We start from the raw sequence: 21,779 nt of genomic DNA, 5'->3' as shown, positions 1-21,779 counted from the left end.
TGTGCTTTTTAAAATTGTATTTATGCGGTTTTTTGTTTTAAAACAGCTTTTTAGTGAGGTTGATATTAATGTTCTTTATTTATGATAATCCACCTAAAGCTAACAATGCCTAAATTGCTTTTATTCTTTATACATATATTCAAATAATTTATACATTTCTTCACAATTCTGTCATATAATACCCATCCAGAGGAAAGATGCATTACGCATCTTTTTTTATGCCTGAAATTTATACTTTTAAGTATAAATGCATAACTAAATCACACGGTATCCTTTGGAGAATATTTTGAAATTACGTAACCTCTCACAGTTAAGTCTAGCAATTTTTGCTGCACTCACTACCTCTGTAAACGCCGAAGAAACTAAAAAAACAGCTAAACAAGACGCATTTGAAAAGATAGAAGTCACAGCTCGTAAACGTACAGAAAGCCTGTTTGAATCTCCAACCGCTATCACTTCAATTGGCGCTAACCTAATTGATAAAGCTAATATGAGTAACCTAGAAGATATTGGTAAATATGTTCCAAATTTAAATATTACCCGCTATGGCGTGGGTAACTCTGCGCATGCATCGGTATTCATTCGCGGTATAGGTTTGCAAGATCACATAATAACAACAGATCCTGGTGTGGGTGTGTATCTTGATGGTGTGTACTTAGGTCGTCAAATGGGTTCTAACTTATCGCTGCCAAATGTTGAACGTGTTGAAGTACTTCGTGGCCCTCAAGGTACTCTATATGGTCGTAACACATTAGGTGGCGCAGTAAATGTAATTACAAAGCAGCCTGGTGATGAAGGTATTGTTACCACTACGGCTAAGTTGGGGAGTCGTGGACGTATTGCCGGTGATGTTTATTTTAATAACTCACTGACAGACGATGTAAGTATGTCTGCAAGTGCATCGTACAAAACACGCGATGGTGTGGGCGAAGCTGTTAATTTAGCAAACCCAGAAAAAGAAATTGGTGAAGAAGAAGAATTTAGTGGTCGTGTTGCACTTAAATGGCAAGCAAATACCGACTTAGCATTCACTTTTTCTTTAGATGGTGTTGATAACGAATCTGGCCAATCGCCTTATACAATTGAATTGACAGACCCACTAGACTCAAATGATGTTAATAATGGCGACTTCCCATTATTGACTCAAGATTTAATTCCATCAGACCCTGATGATTTAGGCACAACTGTTGCGGGTATTGAATCTACCTCTTACTCAGGTTGGGGTACATCGTTTTCAGCCGATTGGGCAATTAACGATACTTATACTACTAAGTTTATCTCAAGCTACCGTACATCTGAGTATGAAGGTGGCCTAGATGATGATGCATCACCTTTAAACTTATCTGAGTTTCCAGAGGAGGGCGGTGCTGATCAATACTCTTTTGAAGTTCAGCTAAATGCAACATTTGATAATATGGACTTTGTATCTGGCCTTTACTTTTTTAATGAAGATGGATTTACGCGTTCAGGCCCGTTTGTATTTAGCCCATTTAATACACCTAATGGCTTGTTGAATGATGGTGTAACAGAATCATTTGGCGGTTACGGCGAATTTGAAATTAACCAAGAAACCAATTCGTATGCAGTATATATAAATGCCAGCTACGATTTAACTGACGATTTAACGGTTGGTGGTGGCCTTCGTTATTCAAAAGATGAAAAAGATGCAAATGCTATATTCCCATCATTTCCAACTCGTAAATATGTAAGTGCAGATTTTGATGCGGTTACGTGGGATGTAAATGCATCTTATCAGCTTAGCAATAATATGAATGTTTATGGCCAGATTCAAAAAGGCTATCAAACAGGTGGTTTTCCACCGCGTCCATTTGGTGGACCAGATCAATTTGTATCGTTTGACGAAACAAAAGCGATTAACTACGAAATGGGCTTAAAAGGCCAAGTACACGAAAATGTATCTATGATGCTTGCGGTATTTGTGACTGATTACACCGATTTAGCATTACCGTTTTCAGATCCAACAGCGGGTGGCGGCTTTGTAACAATTGTAGAAAATGCGGGTCAATCTAAAGCGCAAGGTATTGAGCTTGAAACAACAGTTGCTATTACCGATGATTTTACTATTCGTAGTGCAGTTGGTTATTTAGATTCTGAAATAACAGAAGTGGCTGAGGGCGTACAAGGTATAGGTAAAGGTGATTCACCAGCACTGACGCCACGCTGGACTGTCATGGTTGCACCTTCTTACTTTATGGATTTAGAGAGTGGCGCAACACTTGCGTTTAATGCTAATTATTCGTATCGCAGTGAAATGCAAGGTCAATCAGTTTACAACCAAAGTGAGACCATTGATTCTCGTGAACTAGTTGGTTTTAATATTTCGTACACTAATCCATATGGCGATATGGAAGTTACACTGTATGGTGAAAACGTTCTAAACGAAGTTTACGATGTTGGTCGCCTACAACAATCAGGTTTTGTTGGTGTAATGCGCAGTAATGACCGCAGTGAATTTGGTTTGAAATTCAAAAAAGATTTTGAGCTATAAACTAAAATCAAGTAAATAAAATTCAATGTAATTGACGTTTATTTTTCATAATAAAGGCCGAATCATGCTGTGATTCGGCCTTTATATATTCAATAGTAAAATTATTATCCACATAATTTAAATCTCTAATTTAAATTGCTGATTTAAAACAATCAACATAACCACTTTTAAGTATTTGTATCAGCTAAAATGCGCCTTTTTAGTTTGTGTAAAGGCTTGGTTGTTCGTTACAATGGCGCCACTTAATTGCCAAACGGACTCAGTGATGAAAATTCTTGCCGATCAAAATATGCCTTTAGTTGAGCAGTACTTTGCAGACTTTGGTGAGGTTGAGCGTTTTGATGGTCGTAAATTAACGCCTGAACAATTAATAAATGTAGATGTACTCCTTACTCGTTCAGTGACTAATGTTAATAATGAACTATTGGCACAAGCTAACAAGCTGAGCTTTGTGGGGACTGCTACAATTGGCATAGACCATATTGATACGCAATTGCTGCATGACAGAAATATTGCTTTTACCAGTGCACCTGGTTGTAATGCCGTTGCTGTAGCTGAATATGTAATTAGTAGTTTATTTGCATTAAGCCAAGAAAATGCGCGCCTATTGTGTGGTCAAACAATTGGTATTGTAGGAATGGGTAACATTGGCACGTGTTTGTCGCAAAAATTAAAAGCATTAAATGTCGACGTACTGCTGTGCGATCCAATTAAGCACGAACAGGGCTTATTACAAGAGCATGTAGCGCTTGATGAGTTATTAGCGCAATCAGATGTTGTTACTTTTCATGTTCCACTTATTAAAAGTGGCGAGCACAAAACGCTGCACATGATGAATAAAGAGCGATTAAAAGCACTTAAGCCAGGAACCACGCTAATTAATGCAAGCCGAGGCGACGTAATTGATAATCAAGCATTGCTTGAGGTAATGGAAGCTGGGGCTGATTTAGATATAGTACTTGATGTATGGGAAAAAGAGCCCAATATTCTAACTGAATTACTAGAGCATTTGCGTTATGCCAGTGTGCATATCGCAGGGCATACACTTGAGGGGAAAGCACGAGGTACACAAATGTTGTATCAAAAATTGTGTGACCTAAAAGGTGTAGAGGTGAGTAAATCGTTGGATGATTTTTTACCAATACCTGCTATTACACATGCAACTGTTACGCAAAGCCTAAGCGAGCAAGATATTGCCCGTTTGGTGCATTTAATTTATGACGTACGCCGCGATGACGGAATTTTACTTCGTCATTTAGAAGGTGAGGGCTTTGATAGTTTACGTAAAAACTATCCGGTAAGGCGAGAATTTAGCACCTTATTCCTACAAGGTGATAGCCCACAACTAGCAGCACTTAGTCAACTTGGCTTTAGCATAGCTAAATAATTATTTAACTAACGATGTTGTTTTAATGTCGTTTATAGAGGAAGAAATATGTCGCAAAAATATAACGTTGCCGTACTTGGCGCTACTGGTTTAGTAGGCCGTCAAATCATTGAAACGCTAGCAGATCGTAAGTTTCCTGTAGATCAGCTTTTTTTACTTGCGAGCAGCCGCAGCGCAGGTGAAGACATAAAGTTTCGTGGTGAGACCATTGAAGTACTTGACGTTGAAGGCTTTGATTTTAGCCAAGCGCATATAGGTTTGTTTTCTGCTGGTGGTAGTGTATCTGAAAAATATGCTCCTATTGCTGCTGATGCCGGCTGTATTGTAATCGATAATACATCGCACTTTAGAAATGATTTTGAAATCCCACTAGTGGTGCCAGAAGTTAATGCTTCAAGCCTAGCTGATTTTAGGAATCGTAATATTATTGCTAACCCTAACTGTTCAACTATTCAGATGATGTTAGCACTTAAACCAATTTATGATGCTTACGGAATAGACCGTATTAACGTATCTACTTACCAAGCTGTATCGGGCGCAGGTAAAGAAGCGGTTGATGAACTTGCAAAGCAAACAGCTAACTTGATGAATGCACGCCCTATGGATAATAAAGTATTTCCAAAGCAAATTGCATTTAACGTTATTCCTCAAATTGATAGCTTTGAAGATAATGGCTATACACGCGAAGAAATGAAAATGGTAAATGAAACTCATAAAATTTTGGGTGATACCACTATTGCAGTAAATCCTACATGTGTACGTGTTCCCGTGTTTTTTGGTCACTCAGAATCAATTAATATTGAAACGCGCATGCCTTATGACTTTGAACACGTTAAGCAACTTTTAAAAGACGCGCCTGGTGTCGAGCTAATTGATGATGAAGGTGATTACCCTACAGCAGTGTCTGACGCTAGTGGTAACGATACTGTTTATATAGGCCGATTACGTGCTGATATTTCTCATCCTCATGGATTAAACATGTGGGTTGTAAGTGATAACACTCGCAAAGGTGCTGCAACTAACAGTATTCAAATTGCAGAAGAGCTTATTGCTAATTACATGTAATAGTTAATAGCGCTGAACACACTTTAGAAGCGGTAAACATTATTTGTTTGCCGCTTTTTGTTTATAGAGCTTGTCAATTTTTTGCCGTTTGTTTTTAAAAGTATAAAAACTGATTGATAACACTCAATAAATTAATATTTATAAAGATGTTTTAAGGCATTTATTTTCAAGGTGTTGCGATGGATATTAAGCCTTAACTGGTTTATAGTTTGTAATTGGAATAGAGCTTGCAATAAAAATAGATTGTAATAATAAATGCGAGTCAGTCATTTGGCTGATAACAGCAATAACAAACAATATTTACGCACTTAAGTTTTAGGTGCTTTTGTTAATATTTAAATACTAAAGGATCAGCATGCGCGGTTTAGTTACACTTATTATATTAGCGTCTGCATTGATAGTAACGCCAGTTTACTCTCAAGACAGTACCCAATTAAAGGGGCCTAAAGGCGTTGACTATGGTGCGCAAGGGCGATCTATTGGGCCAATTAAACCAACAGACACACTTTGGCGTATAGCGGCTAAAGTGCGCCCAGATAACTCCGTCAGCATTTATCAAGTTATGCAGGCCTTGTATAACAAAAACCCCAACTCATTTTTAGAGCAAAATCTTAATCATATTCAAAATGGTGCCTATTTAAAAATCCCTACCTTAGCCGAAATCAAAGGTGTAAATACACAGCTTGCAAAACAACGCTCAGAGCAAGATGATGCATTATGGGAAAAGAAAAAAAATGGCACACTTACGCAAAGCGAAATTACCTCAGCACAAACAAAAGTAACCCAAGCTCGTAAAGTCGACGTAGACGATGCCAAAAAAGAGATACAGAAAGAATTAAATGAAATAAAAACAGAGCAAAGTACTAAGCTGGTTGAGTTACAACAACAATTTAAAAATTCTGTAAGCAATGTAGAAGAAATTTTAGTTGAGAATAATAATCTTAAAAAACAATTATCAGGTATTTCAAACGAACTCGAAAACTTACGCTTACAGTTAGGACAAGACAGTGAAATTCAAAATCAATTAAAAGAACTAATTGTTAAGCAAAACGAGATTATTGCACAACAAAAAAAACAAGAGATAGTACCAAAAGAATCGCTTGATTTAAGCTCATTATTTTCAAATCCGATAGTGCTGGGTTTATTAATGTTTATTCCTGGGCTACTGATTATTTTTGCAATTGTTATGTTTTTACGCAAACGAGCAAGTAATCAAGAAGAGCCACAAAACGATGATGACTTTTTACCACAAACCCCAATTTACACTGGCGATGATGATTTAGGTCCAAGTTTAAATGACGATCCAATTGTACCCGACCCTTTAGATGACTTGAGTGTTCAACTTGATGATAATCTTGAAAATGATATGTTGCCTGATGATGATTTAGATGACGGCCTAGATGATTTTTCAGGTGGTGAGAATTTACTCGATCAGGATGAGCTTGAAAGTCTACTAAGTGATGACATTGTTTTTGATGATGAAAATACCGATGACGATGATGAACTCGATATTTTTATGCAGCAAGGGTTTGATCAACCTTCAGATGAAAACGCTGAAGATATTGATTTAGACTTATCTGATGACTCAATAAACAATGATGAAATTCTAACTAATGACGATTTAGATAGCTTGTTTGATGAAGACGATAGTCTACCTGAGTTTGATGCACCGCAAACAAGCGAAGCTGTAGAGGATGATAGCTTAGAGTCTCATGATGAAATGGCGGCTTTAAGTGAGGAGCTTGCAGATGATGATAATTTTGATATAGATGAATTATTAGATCAAACATCAACAGAATTAGATACCTCAAATAACACTTCAGCTGAACTTGATACAAGCGACGACTTTGATTTAGACGATATAGATAGCTTAATTGATGAAGCGAATGACCCAAAAAGTGATGTGGTAGATGACTCAATTGATGCAGAGTTACTCGACGAAGATGAACTTCTAGAAGAAAGCGACGATTTTGATTTAGATGACATAGATAGCTTAATTGATGAAGCAGCGGTTGACACTGCAGATGATTCATTAGTTGAGGAAAGCGACGATTTTGATTTAGATGACATAGATAGCTTAATTGATGAAGCCGCGGTTGACACTGCAGATGATTCATTAGTTGAGGAAAGTGACGACTTTGATTTAGACGACATAGATAGCTTAATTGATGAGGCAGCGGTTGATACTGCAAATGATTCATTAGTTGAGGAAAGTGACGACTTTGATTTAGACGACATAGATAGCTTAATTGATGAGGCAGCGGTTGATACTGCAAATGATTCATTAGTTGAGGAAAGTGACGACTTTGATTTAGACGACATAGATAGCTTAATTGATGAGGCAGCGGTTGATACTGCAAATGATTCATTAGTTGAGGAAAGTGATGACTTTGATTTAGACGACATAGATAACCTAATTGATGAGGCAGCAGTTGATACTGCAAATGATTCATTAGTTGAGGAAAGTGACGACTTTGATTTAGACGACATAGATAGCTTAATTGATGAGGCAGCGGTTGATACTGCAGATAAATCATTAGTTGAGGAAAGTGACGACTTTGATTTAGACGACATAGATAACCTAATTGATGATGAACTAAAAAATTCAGATGTAAGAGATTCAGAAATTGATAATGCATTAGCAGACTCAGTTGAGGATTTAGCAGATGCTCAAGAAGAATTAAATGTTGATGATATTGAGTCGCTTGCTTCATCATTAAATGAAGAGCCTGAGCTTGAAGAAGAGCCAGAGCTTGAAGAAGAGCCAGAACTTGAAGAAGAGCCAGAACTTGAAGAAGAGCCAGAGCTTGAAAAAGAACCAGAGCTTGAAGAAGAGCCTGAACTTGAAGAAGAGCCTGAACTTGCTGAAAAGCCAGAGCTTGAAGAAGAGCCAGAGCTTGAAGAAGAGCCAGAGCTTGAAGAAGAGCCAGAGCTTGAAGAAGAGCCAGAGCTTGAAGAAGAGCCAGAGCTTGAAGAAGAGCCAGAGCTTGAAGAAGAGCCAGAGCTTGAAGAAGAGCCAGAGCTTGAAGAAGAGCCAGAGCTTGAAGAAGAGCCAGAGCTTGAAGAAGAGCCAGAGCTTGAAGAAGAGCCAGAGCTTGAAGAAGAGCCAGAGCTTGAAGAAGAGCCAGAGCTTGAAGAAGAGCCAGAGCTTGAAGAAGAGCCAGAGCTTGAAGAAGAGCCAGAGCTTGAAGAAGAGCCAGAGCTTGAAGAAGAGCCAGAGCTTGAAGAAGAGCCAGAGCTTGAAGAAGAGCCAGAGCTTGAAGAAGAGCCAGAGCTTGAAGAAGAGCCAGAGCTTGAAGAAGAGCCAGAGCTTGAAGAAGAGCCAGAGCTTGAAGAAGAGCCAGAGCTTGAAGAAGAGCCAGAGCTTGAAGAAGAGCCAGAGCTTGAAGAAGAGCCAGAGCTTGAAGAAGAGCCAGAGCTTGAAGAAGAGCCAGAGCTTGAAGAAGAGCCAGAGCTTGAAGAAGAGCCAGAGCTTGAAGAAGAGCCAGAGCTTGAAGAAGAGCCAGAGCTTGAAGAAGAGCCAGAGCTTGAAGAAGAACCAGAACTTGAAGAAGAGCCTGAGCTTGAAGAAGAGCCTGAGCTTGAAGAAGAGCCAGAGCTTGAAGAAGAGCCTAAGCTTGAAGAAGAGCCTGAGCTTAAAGAAGAGCCTGCGCTTGACGATGAGCCTGAACTTGCAGAAGAACCTGAGCTTGACGATAAGCCTGAGCTTGAAGAAGAACCTGAGCTTAAAGAAGAACCTGAACTTATAGATGTAACGGTTGATGATTTTTCAGACACATCAGAGTCGCTTCTTGATCCTGAAGATGCACTTGAAGAATACACAGATGATACTTTAAAGAGCGTTGATGAGCTTTTAAGTGAGCTACAACAGGGCACTGATGACGACTATATAGAAACACCTGATTGGTCTTTAGATGAGCTTGATGATGATCTTGAAGAAATAGAAGTTGATCTTGGTGACGATCCGCTAGCGGGCGACGATGACTCAGATCTTACTGAAATTGAAGAGCAGCTTGATAGCGAGCTTGTAACGCCAAGTGAAGAGTTGGATGAATATCCTGAACTTGAATTAGACGATGATCAATCATTATTAGAGAATGAGCCTTCGTTTGAGCCGCAAGAGCTTAAAGGAGATGCATCGGATGATGAAAATGCAGTAGCACTTAGTCAAACAGAGAAAGATCTCGCAAATGCGCTTATGGCAGATGGTGATTTAGATAGTTTAGAAGATGATTTTGATGATGAACTATTAATTGATAATGACTTCTCTGAATTAGAAACTGAAACGGAGATTGAAGATGAGTCGTTTGATGATGATTTACTTCAAGAAATTAATAATGAGGTTGATTCTGTTGAACCACCAAGTATTGAAGATGACATCAAACCTCTTAACCTTGATGAAGTTCAAGAAACATTAGAAAGTGAGTTACCATTTACCCCTGAAGAATTACAAGGGGATGATTTAGATGGTGAGGCACCGGGAGTCGCTTCCAGCCAAGCTGAGCAAGATTTAGCAAACGCACTTATGGCAGATGCTGATTTAGATAGTTTAGAAAATGATTTTGATGATGAGATTTTAATTGAAAATGATTTTTCTGAATTAGATGCTGAATTTGACGAAGATAGTTTAGAGCAAGCACTAACTGATGAGTTATCAGACGAATCGCAAGAGCAAACAAATGCAGAGCGCGAAGCACAGTTAACAAGCTTAGATGAAGTGGGTAGCACTGATATTAGCTCTGACGACGAACTTGATGAAGAGTTTATGTCGAATTTGACGCAAACTGATTTTGATTCATTACTTAGTGAGTTAGCAGAGCCTGAAGACTTAAGTGTTGATGACAGCAGTGAATTTGATGTTGACTTTGACAGCTTGCTAAAAGAAGACTTAGAGACAGATGATTCATTAACTACAAAAGAGTCACTTGTTGAAGGTAGTGATGTTGAGCAACTTGATAATGACGAATTTGTAGATATTGATTCATTATTAGAAGAAAGTGACGACGCTGAACTTGAACACGAACCTTACACCGACGTTAATATGGATGTCGGTTTGAGTGAGTTTGATGCATTACTTGCAGGTGATAACCCAACGGATGTTGATGCTGAAAGTGGTGGCTACTCAGCTAAACTTGATTTAGCGCGTGCTTATATTGAAATTGATGATTTTGATTCTGCGCTTAAAGTTATTGAGGATGTCATTAACAAAGGTCCTGAAGAAGTTCAAGAGGAAGCACTTAGCTTAAAAGCTAAACTAAAATAATTAAAATGTTTATAAGAACCCGTATCTAGCTTAGCTAAATACGGTTTTTTTTATGTGTATTGGTTTGATTACGACAGGTCTCCTTTTATTGCATCGTTAGATAGCATAAAATGCCTCGTTCATTAGCACAGTAGGTAAAACGGTAATTATGCGAGTAGCACTTGGAGTTGAATACAATGGCGCACGTTATAGTGGTTGGCAGCGTCAATCACATGTAAATAGCGTACAGCAAGAAGTAGAAAAAGCGTTGTCGCGTATTTGTAATCATCCTGTTGAAGTTATATGTGCAGGGCGTACAGATGCTGGTGTGCATGGTACAGGCCAAGTAATACACTTTGAAACGCAAGCCGATCGCGATATGGTCGCATTTACACTAGGTATGAATACTTTAATGCCTAAAGATATTGCTATTCGCTTTGCCCAACCGGTTGCTGATGACTTTCATGCCCGTTTTAGTGCTACAGCTCGTCGTTATCGCTATGTTATTTATAACTCCCCCCTACGAGGTGCGGTATTAAACGAGGGGGTTACGCATTTTCATCATCATCTTGATGAAACAAAGATGCAAGAGGCGTGTCAGTACTTAATAGGTAAACACGATTTCACCTCTTTTAGAGCGATACATTGCCAAGCGAATACACCGACAAGAACAATTCATCATCTGTCGGTACAGCGCCAAGGTACTTACGTTATTATTGATATTAAAGCGAATGCATTTTTACATCACATGGTACGTAATATCACAGGCAGCTTAATGGATGTTGGTTTACATAAACAACAACCTATATGGATAAAAGAGCTACTTGATTGTAAAGAACGCGCAAAGGCCAGTGCTACCGCTAAGGCTGCTGGTTTGTATTTAGTGGATGTTGACTACCCTGAGCAATTTAATATTCCTCAAACACCTTTAGGCCCTTTATTTTTGCCTGATATAGATGTGATATAAGTACTTTTTATGAGCACTTTTAACTACTAAGACCAGTTTTTTATACCGCGTTAGTGTAATTCATGTTTTAATTGAAAAAATTTGTCTGCTAATTGCTATTAGCAGGCTCGCGACACAGAACAGTATTAAGAGAGTTGCAAATGAGTTGGCTAGAAAAAATCTTACCTAAAACGACAAAATCATCAGGTCGTAAAGAAATCCCAGAAGGTGTTTGGGCTAAGTGTACATCGTGTGATTCAATTTTATATAAAGCTGAATTAGAAAAGTCATTAAACGTATGTCCTAAGTGTGACCACCACATGCGTGTTAGTGGCCGTAAGCGCCTAGAGCACTTTTTAGATGAAGGTGATCGTCAAGAGCTTGGTACACAACATGAGCCTAAAGACATTCTTAAGTTTAAAGATTCTAAAAAGTACTCTGACCGTATCAGTGCAGCGCAAAAAGCAAGTGGTGAAAAAGATGCACTTGTAGCTATGAAAGGCCGATTAAAAGGCATTCCAGTAGCAGCGGTAGCATTTGAGTTCTCATTTATGGGTGGTTCAATGGCTTCTGTTGTTGGCGCTCGCTTTGTTGATGCTGTTGATCAATGTTTAGAGCATAACATGCCGCTTATTTGTTTTTCTGCATCAGGCGGAGCACGTATGCAAGAGGCGCTTATGTCGCTTATGCAAATGGCTAAAACAAGTGCTGCACTTGCAAAAATGACGGAAAAAGGTCTTCCATTTATTTCAGTAATGACCGACCCGACAATGGGTGGTGTATCTGCATCACTTGCTATGCTGGGTGATATTAACGTTGCTGAACCTAAAGCGTTAATTGGTTTTGCAGGTCCTCGTGTTATTGAGCAGACTGTTCGCGAAACATTACCTGAAGGTTTTCAGCGTAGTGAATTTTTGCTAGAACATGGTGCAATTGACATGATTATTGACCGCCGTGAAATGCGCGATACCCTTGCACGCATTTTAGCTAAATTTATGAACTTGCCTTCTACGGAACAAGAGCATAGAGTAGCGTAAATTTCAGCTTTACTGATTACACGCTATGACAAAAACAATTCCTAGCCAATCATCAAGCCTTGATGATTGGCTTTTTTATTTAGAAAGTGTTCACCCAGCTAACATTGCAATGGGCCTAGAACGAGTTGCTAATGTTGCCAACAATATTGGCCTTTTAAACACTCCAAGTAAAATTATTCTTATTGCCGGTACAAACGGTAAGGGCACCACTGCACGTTGCTTAGAGTCGCTATTGCTAGCGCAAGGTTTTAGCGTGGGTACTTACGCATCTCCTCATTTAATTCGTTATAACGAGCGTGTACGAGTTAATGGCGAAGAACTGGCAGACCAATTTCATATAGATGCTTTTCACCAGCTTGAGCAAGGCCGTAAAGACACTCCTTTGACTTATTTTGAATATGGTACTTTGGGTGCGTTGGCAATTTTTAAACGCTGTAAGGTCGATTATGTATTACTAGAGGTTGGTCTAGGCGGGCGCTTTGATGCTACAAATATAGTAACTCCCTTTGCAAGCGTGATCACCACTATCGATTTAGATCATAAAGAGTACTTAGGTGATACACGAGAGTTAGTGGCTTATGATAAAGCCGGTATTTTTCGTGAAAATACGCCTGCTATTATAGGGGATTTAAATATTCCTCACACAATGACTGATTACGGCAAAGAAATTAATGCCAATATGACGTTGTCGGACAGTGACTTTATTTTCAAAGAGAATGCTGAGAGCTTTAATTGGCAATATAAAGAACATAATCTTGTAATAGATAAGCCAGCAATACCGTGTCAAAATGCAGCAACTGCGTTAACTGCGCTAAGTGTTTTAAGCTTATTACCTAGTGAGCAAGTCATACGAAGTTGCCTCGCTAATTTAGTTGTAGAAGGGCGGTTTCAGCAGTTAAGCGCTGAGCCTTTAGTCTTTACCGATGTAGCACATAACCCTGAGTCGGCGCGTTATTTAGCCAATAAGTTATCAAGCTATAAAGATAAAGGCTTTAAAATTCATGCATTAGCCGCTATGCTTGCTGATAAAGATAAAGTGGGTGTACTTAAAGAAGTAAGTCACTTGGTCGATGAGTGGTCATTAGCGAGCTTAAGTGGTCCGCGAGGCGACACTGCAAGTAATTTACAAAATGCGCTGCAGGGTATATCTCATCATAATACTATCAATAGCTATGATAGTGTGGCACAGGCACTGAGTGTAATTTTACCAAAACAACAAAGTGATACTATGTTGATTGTATTTGGTTCATTTTTTACAGTGGCCGGCGCTATTAATTACTTTAAAAAATAGAGAGGATGTCGGTGAACTCAAGTTTTATTAATCGCTTAGTCGGAACAAGTATAGTAGTGATCGCAGCAATTGTGTTTATCCCTAATATACTCGATGGCGAAAAAGTGCATTATAAAGAGGGCTTTAAAGCGATACCTGATCGCCCTGAGTTCAAAACAATCGATCTTCAAGAGTCAATTGATGAAAACATGGCTAATGCTGAGCCACTAAAACAAGATGAAATTGAAGACATTCAAGCTGACGATGAAGCTTTTGAGCAGCAAAACGCTATGGATGAGAGTGACTACGCTGTAGAGAATAAAGTTGTTGAAGCGACTATTGAACCCAAAACTACACCGATCACTAAGGCACCGGTTCAGGCTAAACCAAAACCTATTGCGCCTCGTAAAAGTGATGAAAACCTAACAAGTATGGCTTACGTTATTCAATTAGGTAGTTTTTCACATGTTGCAAATGTAAAAGCATTACAGGCTAAATTAAAAGTTGAAGGGTTTAAAACGTTTACTAAACCGATTAAAACCCCAAATGGGACGTTAACCAAGGTATTTGTTGGTCCTTCGCTTGATAAAAATGAATTACAAAAGCAGCTTCCCCAGCTGAAAGAGCTTACTAAATTAAATGGTAAAGTTACGCAATACGAAGTAACAAAATAATTAAAAAAAGGCTTGTATCACAAGCCTTTTTTTATTTATTTATATTTGTTTTTATCATTATCTTTATCTCACAATACCCATTCTATAATGTTAATTTTTTGTATTGACTACAACCCAGTAATCTCCCGTTTAAACTTGCATACTAACGATGTTTGGGTATAGAATGCGCCCCAAATTAGCGACTAATTGGTTCTTATGATCTGGGTTGATTACGCCATTATTGGCATCATTGCATTGTCTACCATCATCGGTTTAATACGCGGCTTTGTAAAAGAAGCAATGTCATTAGCGGTATGGGCTGGCGCCTTTATCATCTCTAGCTTATTTTACCAATATTTAGCTTCCTTCCTAACAACCATTTCTGAACCCCTTTTAAGAAATGCTGCGGCCATAGCCATATTATTCTTTGCGACGCTACTGTTAGGCGGTTTACTAAACTACATTTTAGGTGAACTTGTACATCGTACTGGTTTATCGGGTACCGACCGTGTCTTTGGCATAGTGTTTGGTGCTCTACGAGGCGTGTTGGTCGTGAGCGCGTTACTCTTCTTTCTTGATGCTTTTACTGGTGCACCCAATACGCACTGGTGGGGCAATTCTATTTTGATTCCAGAATTTGGCTTTGTTGTTGAATGGTTCTTTTCGTACCTAGAAAACAACTCGAGCTTTTTAAATTCAGTAAACCGTTAATCGGCGAGGATAAATTACATGTGTGGTATCGTTGGAATAGTCGGAACATCCCCTGTTAATCAGGCGATTTATGATGGCTTAACTGTTTTGCAGCACCGTGGTCAAGATGCCGCGGGTATCATTACCATTGAGAATAATACGTTTAGCTTGCGCAAAGCAAATGGCTTAGTGAAAGATGCCTTTCACACACGTCATATGAAACGACTACAAGGTACAATTGGTCTTGGCCATGTGCGCTATCCTACAGCAGGATCTTCAAGCTCATCTGAAGCACAGCCTTTTTATGTTAACTCACCGTTTGGTATAGCACTTGCCCATAATGGCAACCTTACTAATGCAGAAGCTTTAAAAGAGCAGCTATTCTCTGAAGCACGTCGTCACGTTAATACAACATCAGACTCTGAAATTTTACTTAATATCATGGCACATGAATTAAGCAAATCTGATAAGTTGCATTTAGACCCTGAAGATATTTTTACTGCGGTAACCGAAGTAAACAATAAAGTAAGCGGTGGTTATGCAACTATTGCTATGATTATCGGCCACGGCATTGTTGCTTTTCGCGACCCTAATGGTATTCGCCCGCTTGTATTTGGTAAACGCGAAACCGAAAAAGGTACTGAGTACATGTTTGCCTCAGAAAGCGTTGCGTTGAAACCGGACGGTTTTGAGTTTGTACGTGATGTAGCCCCTGGTGAAGCTATATATGTTACAGAAGAAGGTGAATTCCATTCACTTAGTTGTGCTGATAAGGCATCTTACTCGCCGTGTATTTTTGAATTTGTTTATTTTGCTCGACCTGACTCAACAATAGACCGTATGTCTGTGTACGCAACACGCGTAAACATGGGGACTAAACTAGGCGAAAAAATTGCACGTGAATGGGCTGACAAAGATATTGATGTAGTTATCCCAATACCAGAAACTTCATGTGATGTAGCACTGGAAATCGCACGTGTACTTGATTTACCGTATCGCCAAGGTTTTGTTAAAAACCGTTATATTGGTCGTACATTTATCATGCCTGGCCAAGAGATGCGTAAAAAATCAGTGCGTCAAAAGCTAAACGCAATTGATCGCGAGTTTAAAGGTAAAAACGTATTATTGGTTGATGACTCAATTGTTCGTGGTACAACATCAGCACAAATTGTTGAAATGGCCCGAGAGTCTGGCGCTAAAAACGTTTACTTTGCATCAGCGGCACCTGAAATACGCTTCCCTAATGTGTACGGTATTGATATGCCTTCAGCAGCTGAGCTTATTGCTCACGGACGTGAAGTAGAAGATATTAATGCAAGTATTGGTTCTGACGGTTTAATCTTTCAATCGTTAAAAGATTTAATTGCTGCGGTTAGCCAAGAAAACCCTGAAATTACTAAGTTTGAAACTTCAGTATTTGATGGCCAATATATTACTGGCGATATTGATCAAAACTATTTAAACCGTATTGATAAGCTACGTAACGATTCTGCAAAAAGCACCCGCGAAAGTGCGATGTCTTCAGGTTTAGAGATACACAACCAAGACGAAAATGAAGCTGATTAATAGTTAGTTAACAAAAAGTCGTTACACAAAAAAAGGAGCTAATTAGCTCCTTTTTTGCGAAGGAAAGAAAGGGAACATTTCTATCAAACATGACTCTTTTTTTAGGTGAAATTTATTAAGTAAACATTGGGCTAACAATCCCATTAGTCCAAAGCATAGCTGTTACAGCTAAAATAATAACCAGTAATATTAATCCACACGTTACTACCGAGCTGGCGTAAATAAAGCCACGCTCTTCTGGGATATGCATAAGTATTGGTACGCCGGTATAGAGTAAATAAACCGAGTAAGCCAGTGCAATAATTCCAATACACACTACAAACCAAAGTACAGGCCAAAAAGCGGCGAGTGCCGACATAAACACTGGTGTTGCAGTATATGCTGCAAGTTCAAGTGTTTGTGTAAATGTAGGTTTAGAGCCAAATGTAACCGCCATCCAATGGGCTAAATACGCCAATGCAAAAACACCCGCTATTAAAGCAAAATACATTGCACCTGCAATTAGCAGTGCACTATCGTGCGTTAAAAATACGGGATTGCCTGCACCTATACTCCATCCTAAATAAACAGATGAGTAGTAGCCCATTATTGAAGGAAATAAAGCAATCAGTAAAATATGCGACAAACTATAGGTTAAACTTTCATGGCGATTATCTATTGTTTGCCATTCTTCAAGTGGGTGAGCATAAATGCCCCAGAGGTGATTTAGTATCATAGTACTTACTCCATAAAAGGAACGTATTATTGTTTTGGTTGGTTTATTTTTATACAGTCTATGTACAGTTATGGTTCACTTATTTTGCAAAGTCAAGTTAACTCGTTATTAACATTTAGACGCAGATAAGGGCTTTGATTTATCCCAAGCAAAATTTCGTGTTAAAATAACGGTCTATCAAATTTATTTAGTAATGAGCAGTCAAAGTGCCACATAGCCAACTTTTAGAGCCGATTAATAACTTTTTATTGTGTACCACCCCAGAGCAATGGGTGGAGCAAGCAATTAAAAAAGAAAACTTATCAGTCATTTTAATAGATCACTTAATTTGTGAATTAAAAGCAGCTCAAAGTGCGATGTTTTTGATACGTAAATACGCGGTAGATAAAGAGGGTAGTGATGCATTACTCGAGTGGCTAAAGCCATTTGAAACGCTTATTTACAAACGAGAAGGGAATTGGCGCGATCTGGCTGCTAAAAATAAGCTCACTAAATCAATAATTCCTAAATCGAGTTCTCCATACGGGCAAGGTCTAATCGATAAAATGGTTTTGCTGATAAAAGAAGAGCTGCATCACTTTTATCAAGTGCTCGAAATTATGGACGAGTACGGTGTTGAGTATCGAAGTATTACACCATGTCGTTACGCAAAAGGCATGCTCCGTCATGTTAAAACGTTCGAGCCCGATGCATTAGTCGATAAGCTAATAGTAGGCGCTTATATTGAGGCGCGTTCGTGTGAGCGTTTTGCAAAGCTTGCACCGCATGTTGACAAACGTTTAGGTGATTTTTATATTTCGTTGTTACGTTCAGAAGCGCGTCATTACCAAGATTATTTAACTTTAGCGCAAGAAATTGCTGATTTTGATATTACCGAACGCGTAAACTTTTTTGGTGAAAAAGAAAAAGAGCTAATTTCTACAACCGATACTGATTTTAAATTTCACAGCGGTGTTCCAATAGCGCAAAGCTAATTTTCTTTTAAGAAATTAATATACTCTGCTATTTTCTGATTGCTGAAATTATGTTTTTTCATAATTTTAGCAATGCATCCATTTTTAGTTATTATATCAATTCCTCTATTAAATTTTTGTAAGTATTCTTTGGCTCTATAATTTGATTTAGAGACAACTAAATATAGTTTATGAGAAGCAAGATCTGGCGATAAGTACTCAATATTATTATCATCTGAATCTTCGGTTTTAGTGTGTTCAAGCCAGTAATTTCCAACCTCTTTAGTACCCGCGACTAAATCAATACGCCCTTGTTGTAGTAAATATAAGCTTGTAGGAAGGCTTTTAGTGGACGTTATTGCCAGCTCCGTATTTCTAGCAAACTCTTGGCTTACAACGGCATTGTCTTCTATACCAATACTATAAGGTGTTAATGATTGAACTGTACCGTCGAAATTAATAACACTCTCTTTTCGTTTGAAAACTCCTGAGTGAGCAACTGCAAGTGGACGAGAGTAGTAAAAAACTTCATTTCTTTTTAATGAATAAAAAGCACCTAAAATAGCGGTTTTTCTGTTTTTTTCTAATAGCTTTAGGGCGCGGTCCCAGGTCGTAAACTCGGCTTCGCTATTAATACCTTGCGTTTTAAGAGCTGATTGGGCTATTTCATATAGCCAGCCATTACTAGGTAGGTTTTCGCTAAAATAGGGAGGATAGTTTTCTGTAACAATTTGCCATGTTTGCTTGCTAAATACTTGTGTAGGAATGGCAATTACTACGATGAAAATTAACAGCTTAATCATTCAACCTCTCACTATTATTCATATATATAGATAAATAATAGTCAGAATTTTAAATTATGCGAAAGGCGTGCTAATTAATTCTTGTGATTGAGGGGTAACGACTAAATAAGAGCCTTGGGTATACCAGTCACCTAGCACTGTGCGAGTAAGTGTTTGTTCATTAACTTTATACGTATGAACATTAGGGCGGTGAGTATGACCATGAATCATATTTGTAACGTTATGTTTGGCAAAGGTGGCAAGTACAGCCTCATCGACAACGTCTAAAATTTCGATAGGTTTATCAGCTTGGCTTAACTTACTTTTTTCGCGGGCATTACGCGCTATTTTTTTACGATACCAAAGCGGCATTGCAAGCATCAATTTTGGCCACCACCAACCACGGCTCTTTTTACGAAAGTTTTGATATTCAGTGTCTTGAGTGCACATTTCGTCGCCATGTAAAATAACGGTAGGCGTGCCATATAAATCAATGACCGTTTGTTCATCGAGTAATGTCATTGCGGCCATGTCGGCATATTGCTTGCGCATAATGAAATCACGATTGCCATGTATAAAATAAACAGGTGTGCCACCATCATTAACGGCGCTTAAATGTTTTGCTACATCGGCACTCAGTGCAGTAATGTAGTCATCTCCAACCCATACTTCAAAAAAATCACCCAAAATATAAAGTGCATCTACATCTTTATTTAATATATGTGTATTTAAAAAGTCAAAAAATGCAGCGCTAATGTCGGGGCGGTTTTCGCTTAGGTGTAAATCTGCAATAAAGTAAGTTTGGCGAGTCATAGGTCAGTCTATTCTAGTTTTAAAAAAACGGGCATATACTAATAGTATACACCCGCTTATATACTCACATAATATGAGTAAACGTTACTAATTAACAGTAACGCTTTCGATGATCACATCTTCAAGAGGTACGTCTTGGTGAAAACCAGTACTACCTGTTGCAACTGCTTTAATCTTATTTACTACGTCCATGCCTTCTACTACTTCAGCAAAAACACAATAACCCCAACCTTGCGATGTTTCGCTGCTGTGGTTTAAAAAGTCGTTGTTGTTCACGTTAATGAAAAACTGTGCTGTAGCTGAATGAGGATCAGGTGTACGTGCCATAGCTAAAGTGCCTACTTTATTAGACAGACCATTATTAGCTTCATTCTGAATTGGGTCGTTTACTTCTTTTTGTTCCATACCTGGAACAAAACCACCGCCTTGAACCATAAAACCATCGATTACACGATGAAAGATAGTGCCGTTGAAAAAATCAGCATTTGCATACTCTAAAAAGTTTTTAACTGTGTTTGGAGCTTCTTGCTCAAACATTTTAATGGTGATGTCACCAAAATTAGTGTGTAGAACAACCATGTGTTTTCCTATATCCGGTTTAAATATTGGCGCTATTTTATCGTAGTTGGCTAAGATTAACAAAGTAGATGTTTGGTTTGTTATAAAGCGCTAGAGCAGGGGCTTTTCAAGTGGTAACATAACTGTTCAAGTAAATAGTCAAGGACTCAAAGTAAATGGTAAATATATACAACACACTCACGCGACAAAAAGAGCAATTTAAACCTATGGTCGAAGGAAAAATCGACATGTATGTGTGTGGTATCACCATTTATGATTACTGCCATATTGGACACGCTCGTACTTTTGTAGGTTTTGACGTTATTGTGCGCTACTTACGCCATATTGGTTACGATTTGAAATATGTACGTAACATTACAGATATCGACGATAAAATAATTAAACGTGCGAACGAAAATGGTGAGTCAATAAACGACTTAACTGTGCGCATGACTAAAGCGATGCATGAAGATTTTGATAGCCTAAATATGCTACGCCCAGATATTGAGCCAACAGTTACAAGCCATATGGATGAAATTATCGTTATGGTTAAGCGCTTGATTGAAAAAGGCCATGCCTATGTCGCAGCCGATGGCGATGTTTTGTTTGATGTATCAACGTTTGAGCAATACGGTGCACTTTCTCAGCAAGATTTAACTATGTTGCAATCAGGCTCTCGCGTTGAAGTAGCGCAAGATAAAGACGATCCACTTGATTTTGTGTTATGGAAAAAAGCAAAAGCAGGTGAACCATCATGGTCATCACCGTGGGGTGAAGGGCGTCCGGGTTGGCATATTGAATGTTCGGCAATGAGCTCAAAGCACTTAGGTGAGCATTTTGATATTCACGGTGGGGGGTCTGATTTACAGTTTCCACATCATGAAAACGAAATTGCCCAATCGTGCTGTGCAAACAACGGCAAGTATGTAAATACATGGATACATACTGGCATGGTTCAAGTAAACAAAGAAAAAATGTCTAAGTCGTTAGATAACTTCTTTACAGTGCGTGAAGTTTTAAAAGCATACGATCCTGAATCTGTTCGTTACTTTTTAATTTCAGGTCATTACCGCAGCCAACTAAATTACTCACAAGAAAATTTAGACCAAGCGCGTTCATCACTTGAGCGCATTTATACAGCGCTTCGTGATGTCGAACCGGTAGAGTGCGATTTAGAAGGTAATGAGTTTGTTGCTAAATTTAGAAAAGCAATGAATGACGACTTTAATACACCAGAAGCACTACCTGTGTTGTTCGAACTTGCTAAAGAATTAAACCGCGTAAAAGAAAGTGACGCAGTTCAAGCTGGGCAACTTGCGTTTATATTACGCAGTATTGGTAACGTTTTAGGGGTTGCTCAACAAGCACCAGAAGCTTTTTTACAAGGCGGGCAAGATGACGACGAAGTTGCGACAATTGAAGCATTAATTGTGAAACGTAATGAAGCACGTGCAAGTAAAAACTGGGCTGCTGCTGATGAAGCACGTGATGCGCTTAATGCGTTAGGTGTAATACTTGAAGATTCAGCCGGTAAAACAACGTGGCGTAAAGCGTAAGCGTTTAAAGTAATTCACGTTCAACTAAAAAAGGGTT

At 38.7% G+C, this 21,779-nt stretch carries 16 protein-coding genes; 12 read left to right on the top strand and 4 right to left on the bottom strand.

Annotated features, from left to right (window positions below; genetic code table 11):
* Positions 1-286 precede the first annotated feature (286 nt).
* The 10 genes from GQR39_RS16900 to purF all read left to right on the top strand — a co-directional run bounded on the left by GQR39_RS16900 (position 287) and on the right by purF (position 16,365).
* Positions 287-2,509: a TonB-dependent receptor gene (locus GQR39_RS16900; RefSeq protein WP_165736179.1), complete on the top strand. Its 2,223-nt coding sequence runs from the start codon at positions 287-289 to the stop codon at positions 2,507-2,509.
* 265 nt (positions 2,510-2,774) lie between these two features.
* Complete coding sequence (locus GQR39_RS16895) at positions 2,775-3,896, top strand: 4-phosphoerythronate dehydrogenase (RefSeq protein ID WP_165736178.1); 1,122 nt, start codon at positions 2,775-2,777, stop codon at positions 3,894-3,896.
* 48 nt (positions 3,897-3,944) lie between these two features.
* Positions 3,945-4,961, top strand: a complete 1,017-nt coding sequence (locus tag GQR39_RS16890; protein ID WP_007586655.1) for an aspartate-semialdehyde dehydrogenase — start codon at positions 3,945-3,947, stop codon at positions 4,959-4,961.
* 355 nt (positions 4,962-5,316) lie between these two features.
* On the top strand, positions 5,317-10,224 hold the full coding sequence (locus GQR39_RS16885) for a FimV/HubP family polar landmark protein (protein ID WP_165736177.1): 4,908 nt from the start codon (positions 5,317-5,319) through the stop codon (positions 10,222-10,224).
* A gap of 148 nt (positions 10,225-10,372) precedes the next feature.
* On the top strand, positions 10,373-11,170 hold the full coding sequence (gene truA, locus GQR39_RS16880) for a tRNA pseudouridine(38-40) synthase TruA (protein ID WP_165736176.1): 798 nt from the start codon (positions 10,373-10,375) through the stop codon (positions 11,168-11,170).
* 140 nt (positions 11,171-11,310) lie between these two features.
* The gene (gene accD / locus GQR39_RS16875) at positions 11,311-12,186 is read left to right on the top strand and encodes an acetyl-CoA carboxylase, carboxyltransferase subunit beta (RefSeq protein WP_007376856.1); all 876 of its coding nucleotides are present in this window, start codon (positions 11,311-11,313) and stop codon (positions 12,184-12,186) included.
* A 25-nt stretch (positions 12,187-12,211) separates the two neighbouring features.
* On the top strand, positions 12,212-13,477 hold the full coding sequence (folC, locus tag GQR39_RS16870) for a bifunctional tetrahydrofolate synthase/dihydrofolate synthase (protein ID WP_165736175.1): 1,266 nt from the start codon (positions 12,212-12,214) through the stop codon (positions 13,475-13,477).
* 11 nt (positions 13,478-13,488) lie between these two features.
* Positions 13,489-14,130, top strand: a complete 642-nt coding sequence (locus GQR39_RS16865) for an SPOR domain-containing protein (protein WP_165736174.1) — start codon at positions 13,489-13,491, stop codon at positions 14,128-14,130.
* A gap of 195 nt (positions 14,131-14,325) precedes the next feature.
* Positions 14,326-14,820, top strand: a complete 495-nt coding sequence (locus tag GQR39_RS16860; protein ID WP_007376853.1) for a CvpA family protein — start codon at positions 14,326-14,328, stop codon at positions 14,818-14,820.
* Between the two features lie 18 nt (positions 14,821-14,838).
* A complete protein-coding gene (gene purF, locus GQR39_RS16855; RefSeq protein WP_007580920.1) occupies positions 14,839-16,365 on the top strand; it encodes an amidophosphoribosyltransferase in 1,527 nt (508 codons plus the stop codon).
* Positions 16,366-16,480: 115 nt separating this feature from the next.
* Here purF and GQR39_RS16850 read toward each other — a convergent pair whose 3' ends face one another.
* Entirely contained in the window at positions 16,481-17,080 is a 600-nt protein-coding gene (locus tag GQR39_RS16850) for a Yip1 family protein (RefSeq protein ID WP_007580923.1), read from the bottom strand.
* A 206-nt stretch (positions 17,081-17,286) separates the two neighbouring features.
* Here GQR39_RS16850 and miaE point away from each other — a divergent pair, with 206 nt between their 5' ends.
* Complete coding sequence (gene miaE / locus GQR39_RS16845; protein ID WP_007580925.1) at positions 17,287-18,054, top strand: tRNA isopentenyl-2-thiomethyl-A-37 hydroxylase MiaE; 768 nt, start codon at positions 17,287-17,289, stop codon at positions 18,052-18,054.
* Here the strand turns inward: miaE and GQR39_RS16840 are convergent.
* The 3 genes from GQR39_RS16840 to GQR39_RS16830 all read right to left on the bottom strand — a co-directional run bounded on the left by GQR39_RS16840 (position 18,051) and on the right by GQR39_RS16830 (position 20,207).
* Positions 18,051-18,836 carry a transporter substrate-binding domain-containing protein gene (locus GQR39_RS16840; protein WP_165736173.1) on the bottom strand — a complete coding sequence of 262 codons (786 nt, stop codon included), beginning with the start codon at positions 18,834-18,836 and terminating at the stop codon, positions 18,051-18,053. The two genes, miaE and GQR39_RS16840, sit on opposite strands and share 4 nt — an antisense overlap.
* A 54-nt stretch (positions 18,837-18,890) precedes the next feature.
* The gene (locus GQR39_RS16835) at positions 18,891-19,628 is read right to left on the bottom strand and encodes a UDP-2,3-diacylglucosamine diphosphatase (protein WP_007580929.1); all 738 of its coding nucleotides are present in this window, start codon (positions 19,626-19,628) and stop codon (positions 18,891-18,893) included.
* An 87-nt stretch (positions 19,629-19,715) separates the two neighbouring features.
* Positions 19,716-20,207, bottom strand: coding sequence for a peptidylprolyl isomerase (locus tag GQR39_RS16830; RefSeq protein ID WP_007580931.1), 492 nt, complete (start codon positions 20,205-20,207; stop codon positions 19,716-19,718).
* Between the two features lie 155 nt (positions 20,208-20,362).
* Here GQR39_RS16830 and cysS point away from each other — a divergent pair, with 155 nt between their 5' ends.
* Positions 20,363-21,742: a cysteine--tRNA ligase gene (gene cysS, locus GQR39_RS16825; protein WP_007580933.1), complete on the top strand. Its 1,380-nt coding sequence runs from the start codon at positions 20,363-20,365 to the stop codon at positions 21,740-21,742.
* The last annotated feature ends 37 nt before the right edge of the window (positions 21,743-21,779 follow it).

Origin of the sequence: Pseudoalteromonas sp. C8 (genome assembly GCF_011378685.1) — a bacterium.
In the GTDB taxonomy this organism is placed as follows: Bacteria; Pseudomonadota; Gammaproteobacteria; order Enterobacterales; family Alteromonadaceae; genus Pseudoalteromonas; species Pseudoalteromonas arctica.
The sequence above is the reverse complement of the archived record's forward strand: the minus strand, read 5'-3'. Positions and strand labels throughout refer to the sequence as shown.